Origin of the sequence: Pseudomonas sp. GW456-12-10-14-LB2 (genome assembly GCF_002884345.1) — a bacterium.
Taxonomy (GTDB): domain Bacteria; phylum Pseudomonadota; class Gammaproteobacteria; order Pseudomonadales; family Pseudomonadaceae; genus Aquipseudomonas; species Aquipseudomonas paraglycinae.
Genome location: NZ_POHV01000020.1, coordinates 115,756 through 122,125 on the forward strand (window position 1 = coordinate 115,756; position 6,370 = coordinate 122,125).

General features: G+C 61.6%; 6 protein-coding genes. 2 read left to right on the forward strand and 4 right to left on the reverse strand.

Annotated features, from left to right (window positions below):
* Nucleotides 1–436 precede the first annotated feature (436 nt).
* Both C1X29_RS15995 and C1X29_RS16000 read left to right on the forward strand, forming a co-directional pair.
* Nucleotides 437–820 (forward strand): hypothetical protein, encoded by a 384-nt coding sequence (locus C1X29_RS15995; RefSeq protein ID WP_085685558.1) that lies wholly within the window; start codon nucleotides 437–439, stop codon nucleotides 818–820.
* A gap of 239 nt (nucleotides 821–1,059) precedes the next feature.
* On the forward strand, nucleotides 1,060–2,091 hold the full coding sequence (locus C1X29_RS16000) for an AraC family transcriptional regulator (RefSeq protein WP_102717874.1): 1,032 nt from the start codon (nucleotides 1,060–1,062) through the stop codon (nucleotides 2,089–2,091).
* Nucleotides 2,092–2,366: 275 nt separating this feature from the next.
* On the opposite strand, the gene C1X29_RS16005 is transcribed toward C1X29_RS16000, so the two are convergent.
* The 4 genes from C1X29_RS16005 to C1X29_RS16020 all read right to left on the reverse strand — a co-directional run.
* Nucleotides 2,367–2,735: a glyoxalase superfamily protein gene (locus C1X29_RS16005; RefSeq protein ID WP_102717875.1), complete on the reverse strand. Its 369-nt coding sequence runs from the start codon at nucleotides 2,733–2,735 to the stop codon at nucleotides 2,367–2,369.
* Nucleotides 2,736–2,852: 117 nt separating this feature from the next.
* A complete protein-coding gene (locus C1X29_RS16010; protein ID WP_102717876.1) occupies nucleotides 2,853–4,310 on the reverse strand; it encodes an amidohydrolase family protein in 1,458 nt (485 codons plus the stop codon).
* 1 nt (nucleotide 4,311) lies between these two features.
* A complete protein-coding gene (locus C1X29_RS16015) occupies nucleotides 4,312–5,172 on the reverse strand; it encodes a MurR/RpiR family transcriptional regulator (RefSeq protein WP_007953817.1) in 861 nt (286 codons plus the stop codon).
* A 15-nt stretch (nucleotides 5,173–5,187) separates the two neighbouring features.
* On the reverse strand, nucleotides 5,188–6,370 hold a 1,183-nt coding region (locus C1X29_RS16020; protein ID WP_102717879.1), incomplete at its 5' end, for a gluconate:H+ symporter.

Sequence of the window (6,370 nt, forward strand, 5' to 3'; positions counted from 1 at the left end):
GCAGCTGAAAAGCTGCCCTTCTTTTTTGCCCGGAAATTGCCAACTTCAGGAAGTGGATGACGCGTTCTGAAATGCAATTACACACGCTTGATCAGAGGTGTTTAAGGACACGCCGTGATACGTCCCGAAGCCCACAAAACCTTGCGCCGTTGCCTACGGCTACGCCAGAATCCGCCGGCTTGTGCGCCTTGGGCTGGCTGCGTAATTTGATTGCGTCACTGATTTCCAGTGATCGAACTTAGCGGTTCGGAATGTCCCCTACGGTTGCACATGTCGAATCCAGTCAGGCGCCAGCCTGCACTTGATGGTGGCTGTGCGCATGGCACCTTCGGGTGCGCCGGGTTTTGGGTGACTTACCGGTCCGCTAACTTGCGCACAGCTGCCACCCTTTCGCTTAGCGGCGAAAAGGTGCGGCCTAACCAGAGGTTAGTCACCCATGTTCAAGGTAACGCCAAACCCACCGCTCACCGAACCCACAACCCTCCCGGATCCGGCATCCCCCTACGAATGCCCCGGCTCGAAACGTTTCAACGAAGCCGCCGAACGCGCCCTCGATTATCACCTGGGCCCACTCAGCGCCCACATCATGGCCGCGCCCTACAAACCCAACACCCTCTACCAGGCTCACCCCGAAGCCGACACCGAATCTCTGTTGGTGGACGCCAGCGAATCCCTCGGCTCCGCCACCGTCATGCTCAACAATCACGTGGCGCTGGTCGAAGGCAGCCACCGTAAGACCCTGCAAGGCATCGCCCAGATCGTGATGATTGCCGAAATGGCCGTTAACCGTGCGCTGGACAAGGTCGTGCCGACAGATTGATGCGGGAGGTGGCGAGTGCGGTGCACTCGCCGCTTCTTCTTGATCGCTCAATGAAAAAGCCCGCAGGACGCGGGCTTTGTCACAAAGACTTAAGGCTTGTCTCGCTCAAATTCTCCAAGGGCTGATCACCTCACCCCCCAACGTCGCGCAAGCGTCAGCCATTTACTTTATTCGCGAATTCAAATTACCTTTCAGAGCGCTCATCCACCCACGGCGGCCTCGATCAAGAGGATTCGGTCATGCAATCGCTCGGCTTCACCTCCGTCCCACCGCTGCTCAAGTACCTGCGCCATGCCGAACATCTGGGCCTGGCCATCGAGCCTGCGTTGGCGGCGGCCGGGTTGCAGGCGCAGCAGTTGAGCGACAACAGTCTGCGCTTGCCGGGGGAAACCCATGAGCGGTTGCTCGATTACTTTTGCGAACACTCGGGCGATCCGCTGTTCGGCCTCAACGCGGCGAATTTCGTCCTGCCCAACTCGTGGAGTGTGCTGGGTTACATCACCATGAATTGCGCGACATTGGGCGATGCCATGAGCCGCATCATGCCGTTCGAAAAACTGGTGGGCGACATGGGTGTCAGCCGCGCCGAGGTACACGACAGCCACGTACACCTGATCTGGAGCTGTCGCTTTGAGCGGCCGCGGATTCGCCGGCATCTGGTGGAAAACGTACTCGGCTCCTGGCTGCAATACGCACGCTGGATCGCCGATACCCGACTGTCGCCGGCCGCCGTGTGGCTGGAACACTCACTCCCGGCGGGCACGACGCTGGCGCAGTACGAACAGTTTTTTGAATGCCCGGTGCTGTTCGATCAGGCGTATTCCGCGCTGATCGTGCCGCTGCCGTATTTGCAATTGCCGTTGCGCCAGGCCGATGCACATTTGCTGCGCACCCTGGAAGAACACGCGCAGAGTTTGATGGCGACCCTGGAGGATGCGTCGCTGGAGCAGCGGGTCAAAAGCATCCTGCGCCAGTTGCTCAAGGAAGGCCTGCCGCGCAAGGAACAGGTGGCCGAGCATCTCGCCGTGTCGGTGCGCACGCTGCAGCGCCAGTTGCATCAGGCCGGCACGTCGTATCAGCAGATTCTCGATGAACTGCGCCAGGAACTGGCCGAGCATTACCTGCTCAACAGCACCCTGCCGATTCAGGACATCGCCCAGTATCTGGGCTTCAGCGAATCACGCTCCTTTCACCGCGCCTTCAAAAGCCGACGCGGGATGCCGCCCGGTGAGTTTCGGCAGACTCACCGGGTTAGTGGTGGTGGCGAGTAAGAGTACGGCTCACAGCAGTCCCCTCACCCCAGCCCTCTCCCGGAGGGAGAGGGAGCCGACCGCAATATGCTCATGATCTACGCCGACCTGAAAGAGCTTCTGTGAATCCATAATCGAGAGGGAGCCGACCGCGAAATACTCACGATCTACGCCGAACTGAAAACGCTTCTGTGAATCCATAATCGCCACGATCTTTCAGGTCGATGCATGACGATAGACACCTCGGTCAGTCCCCTCTCCCCTTGGGAGAGGGTTAGGGTGAGGGGGCTTTTGGCTCAGAGGCTGATCGCGTTGGTGAACACCAGACGATTGCCGAACGGATCGGCGATGGTCATGTCCTGGCTGCCCCAGGGCATGGCCTGAATCTGTGGATGCGAAAACTTGTATTCCTTGGCCAGCAACTGCTGCTGAAACGCCTCCAGCTCATCGGTCTCGATCCGCAAGGCCGAACCCGGTGTCGCATCGCCGTGGTGTTCGGACAGATGCAGCACACACTCGCCGCGCGACACTTGCAGGTACAAAGGGAAACCGGGTCCGAAACGATGCTGCCAATCGATCTTGAAGCCGAGGAAGTCGACGTAGAACTCCACGGCTTTGGCTTCATCGAAAATCCGCAGGATCGGGGTGGTTTTGCCGAAGCTCATGGGTTGCTCCCTGACTGATTGGCCCCGGAGTGTAGCCGGGGTGGATGTCAGCAATTCGGCTTGGTGATGGCTTTCTTTAATTGCAATGTGCCATCACCGTGACGCAGTCAGCAAAATTCAACGAAAGCCGTCGCGCAGATCGCCCTGGCGCGCGAGGAACCGCCCTGGTCTCTGGCCGTTGGCCTGACCGTCGCGGTAACTCAACACGCCATTGATCCACACGCCATCAATGCCTTGGGCGGCACGTTGCGGGTCGTTGAAATCCGCCACGTCACGCACGGTCGCCGGGTCGAACAACACCAGATCCGCCCAGTGCCCTTCACGAATCTCTCCCCTTTCCTTCAAGCCGAAACGCGCCGCCGACAGACCGGTCATCTTGTGCACGGCGGTGTGCAGCGGAAACAGGCCGACATCACGACTGAAATGTCCGAGCACTCGTGGGAAAGCGCCCCACAGACGCGGGTGCGGGAACGGGTCTTCCGGCAGACCATCGGAGCCGACCATCGACAGCGGATGGGCGAGGATCCGGCGCACATCGTTCTCGTCCATCCCGTAATACACCGCGCCCGCCGGTTGCAGGCGTTTGGCGGCGTCGAGCAATGACAGGTTCCATTCGGCGGCGATGTCCATCAGGTCGCGACCGCCCATTTCCGGATGCGGCGTCGACCAGGTGATGGTGATGCGGTGGGCGTCGGTGACCTGCTTCAGATCCAGGGTCGAAGAACTCGCTGCATACGGATAACAATCGCAGCCGACCGGGTGAGTTTTCGCCGCCTCTTCCAGCGAGGCAAGCAACTGCGGACTGCGGCCCCAGTTACCGGCACCGGCGCATTTGAGGTGGGAAATGATTACCGGCGATCGGGCGTGGCGGCCGATACGGAAGGCCTCGTCCATTGCTTCCAGCACCGGTTCGAATTCACTGCGCAGGTGGGTGGTGTACACCGCGCCAAATGCATTCAATTCTTCGGTCAATTGCATGACTTCATCGGTGGATGCCGAGAACGCGCTCGCATACGCCAGCCCTGTGGATAAGCCGAGGGCGCCCGCCTCCAGGCTTTCACGCAACTGCTCGCGCATCGCGCTGATTTCATCGTCAGTCGCGGTGCGAAACAGATCATCAAGATGATTGCTGCGCAGCGCCGTATGCCCGACCAGTGCCGCGACGTTCAGCGTGGTATTGGCCGATTCCACCGCTGCGCGGTAGTCGCTGAAACGCGGATAGACGAACGCCGCCGCCGAGCCGAGCAGGTTCATCGGATCCGGCGGATCGCCGCGCAAACTGACCGGCGCCGCGCTGATCCCGCAGTTACCGACAATCACTGTGGTCACGCCCTGGCTGAGCTTGGGCAGCATCTGCGGCTGGCGGATCACCACGGTGTCGTCGTGGGTGTGCACGTCGATGAAACCCGGCGCCAGCACACGGCCGGCGGCGTCGATTTCATCGGTGGCGCGGGCATCGCCCAAGTCGCCGATCTGCGCGATGCGGCCATCGAGGATCGCCACGTCGGCGGCGTAACCGGGGCTGTTGCTGCCGTCGATGACCAGCGCGTTGCGAATCAGGGTGTCGTACAGCATGTCAGTCTCCCAGCGGCAGGTGATCGTCGCCGCCACGGTATTCGTCGAGGGCGAGTTTGATCCGCCGCAGACGTTCTTGATTATCTTCAGGATTGGCCAGCGCAAGCTCGGTGGCCAGCACGTCGATGGCGAGCAGCATGCCGTAGCGCGCCGCCGTCGGTTTGTAGATGAACGAGGTCTCGGCGCCTTGCAGCGGCAGGACGATGTCGGCCAGTTCCGCCAGCGGCGAGTCGGCGCGGGTGATGGCGAGAATCCGTGCGCCGTAGTTGCGCGCCAGCGCCACGGTCTCCAGCAACTCCGGGGTGATGCCGGTCAGCGAACAGACGATCACCACCTGCTCGGCGCTGAGGCTGGCGGCGGTGACGCGCATCATCACCGCGTCGTGGCACACCGCAATCGGGTAGCCGAGGCGCACCAGTCGCACCTGCAATTCGTCGCTGCACAGGGTCGAGCAACCGCCGATGCCGAAGGCGTGGATCATCCGCGCCTGGCCCAGCAGTTTCACCGCATCGGCGAAGCGCGATTCATCGAACGCCGCCAGATGCTGGCGCAGAGTGGTTTCGATATCGCCGACGATCTGCCCGTAAAACGCCGACTGTTCGGGCGTGCCCGCCGGGTCGAGGAAACGGCTGCCGACGCCGCTGGCCTGGGCCAGTTGCAGGCGCAGGTCGCGCAGGTCACGACAACCGACGGTGCGGGCGAAGCGCGACAGCGTGGCGGTGCTGACTTCGGCCCGCTGCGCCAGCTCTTCGAGGCTGGCGGAGGCGGCAAATCCTACGTCGTCGAGCATCAGACGGGCGATGCGTCCTTCACCGGCGCTGAAGGAATCCTGACGGGCGCGGATCTGATAAAGGATGTCCATGGCGGATAACTCCGACTACAGCAGGTAAGAAAGATTGACGGTCAGGGCGAAAGCGACAATCGAGATCAGGGTTTCCAGCACCGTCCAGGTTTTGAACGTCTGGGCCACGGTCATGTTGAAGTATTCCTTGATCAACCAGAAGCCGCCGTCGTTGACGTGGGAAAAGATAACCGAGCCCGCGCCGGTCGCCAGCACCAGCAGTTCCGGGTGTGGATAACCCAGACCGATGGCCACTGGCGCCACTACGCCGGAAGCCGTGGTCATGGCAACGGTGGCCGATCCGGTGGCGATGCGCATCAACGCGGCGAACAGCCAGCCCATGATCAGCGGCGACAGGTGAAATTCGTGAGCGAGGCCGACGATCTGATCGGTGACGCCGGCGTCCACCAGAATCCGGTTCAGACCGCCACCGGCGCCCACCAGCAAGGTAATGCTGGCGGTCGGTGCCAGGCATTCGTTGGTGAATTTGAGGATCGATTCGCGGTTGAAACCCTGCGCAATGCCGAGCGTCCAGAAGCTCAACAGCGTCGCCAGCAACAGCGCGATCACCGAGTTGCCGATGAACAACAGGAACTGATTGAAAGCGCTGCCCGGGGTGGAAATCAGGTTGGCCCAGCCGCCGATCAGCATCAGCACCACCGGCAACAGAATGGTCGCCATGGTGATGCCGAAACCCGGCAGGCTGTCGCGGGGTTCGCGTTCGAGGAATTGTTTTTCCAGCGGGTTATCCGCCGGCAACTGAATGCGCGGCACAATGAACTTGGCGTATAGGGGGCCGGCAATGATCGCCGTCGGAATGCCGATGGCAATCGCATACAGCAAGGTCTGCCCGACCGACGCCTGATACGCCTGCACCGCCAGCATCGCCGCCGGGTGCGGCGGCACCAGCGCATGCACCACGGAGAGACCGGCAACCATCGGCAGGCCGACCATCAGAATCGACACGCCGACCCGCCGCGCCACGGTAAAGGCAATCGGCACCAGCAACACGAAACCGACTTCGAAAAACAGCGGCAGCCCCACCAGAAACGCAATGCACACCATCGCCCAGTGCGCGTTCTTCTCGCCAAAGCGCTCGATCAGCGTGCGCGCCATCTGCTCGGCGCCACCGGACTCGGCCATCATCTTGCCGAGCATCGTCCCCAGCGCCACCACCAGCGCAATGTGCCCCAGCGTCTTGCCCACCCCGGCCTCATAC

Excerpts from the sequence above, each read along its gene's own strand:
- C1X29_RS15995 (WP_085685558.1), top strand. The coding sequence starts at position 437 with ATGTTCAAGGTAACGCCAAACCCACCGCTCACCGAACCCACAACCCTC.
- C1X29_RS16000 (WP_102717874.1), top strand. The coding sequence starts at position 1,060 with ATGCAATCGCTCGGCTTCACCTCCGTCCCACCGCTGCTCAAGTACCTG.
- C1X29_RS16005 (WP_102717875.1), bottom strand. The coding sequence starts at position 2,735 with ATGAGCTTCGGCAAAACCACCCCGATCCTGCGGATTTTCGATGAAGCC.
- C1X29_RS16010 (WP_102717876.1), bottom strand. The coding sequence starts at position 4,310 with ATGCTGTACGACACCCTGATTCGCAACGCGCTGGTCATCGACGGCAGC.
- C1X29_RS16015 (WP_007953817.1), bottom strand. The coding sequence starts at position 5,172 with ATGGACATCCTTTATCAGATCCGCGCCCGTCAGGATTCCTTCAGCGCC.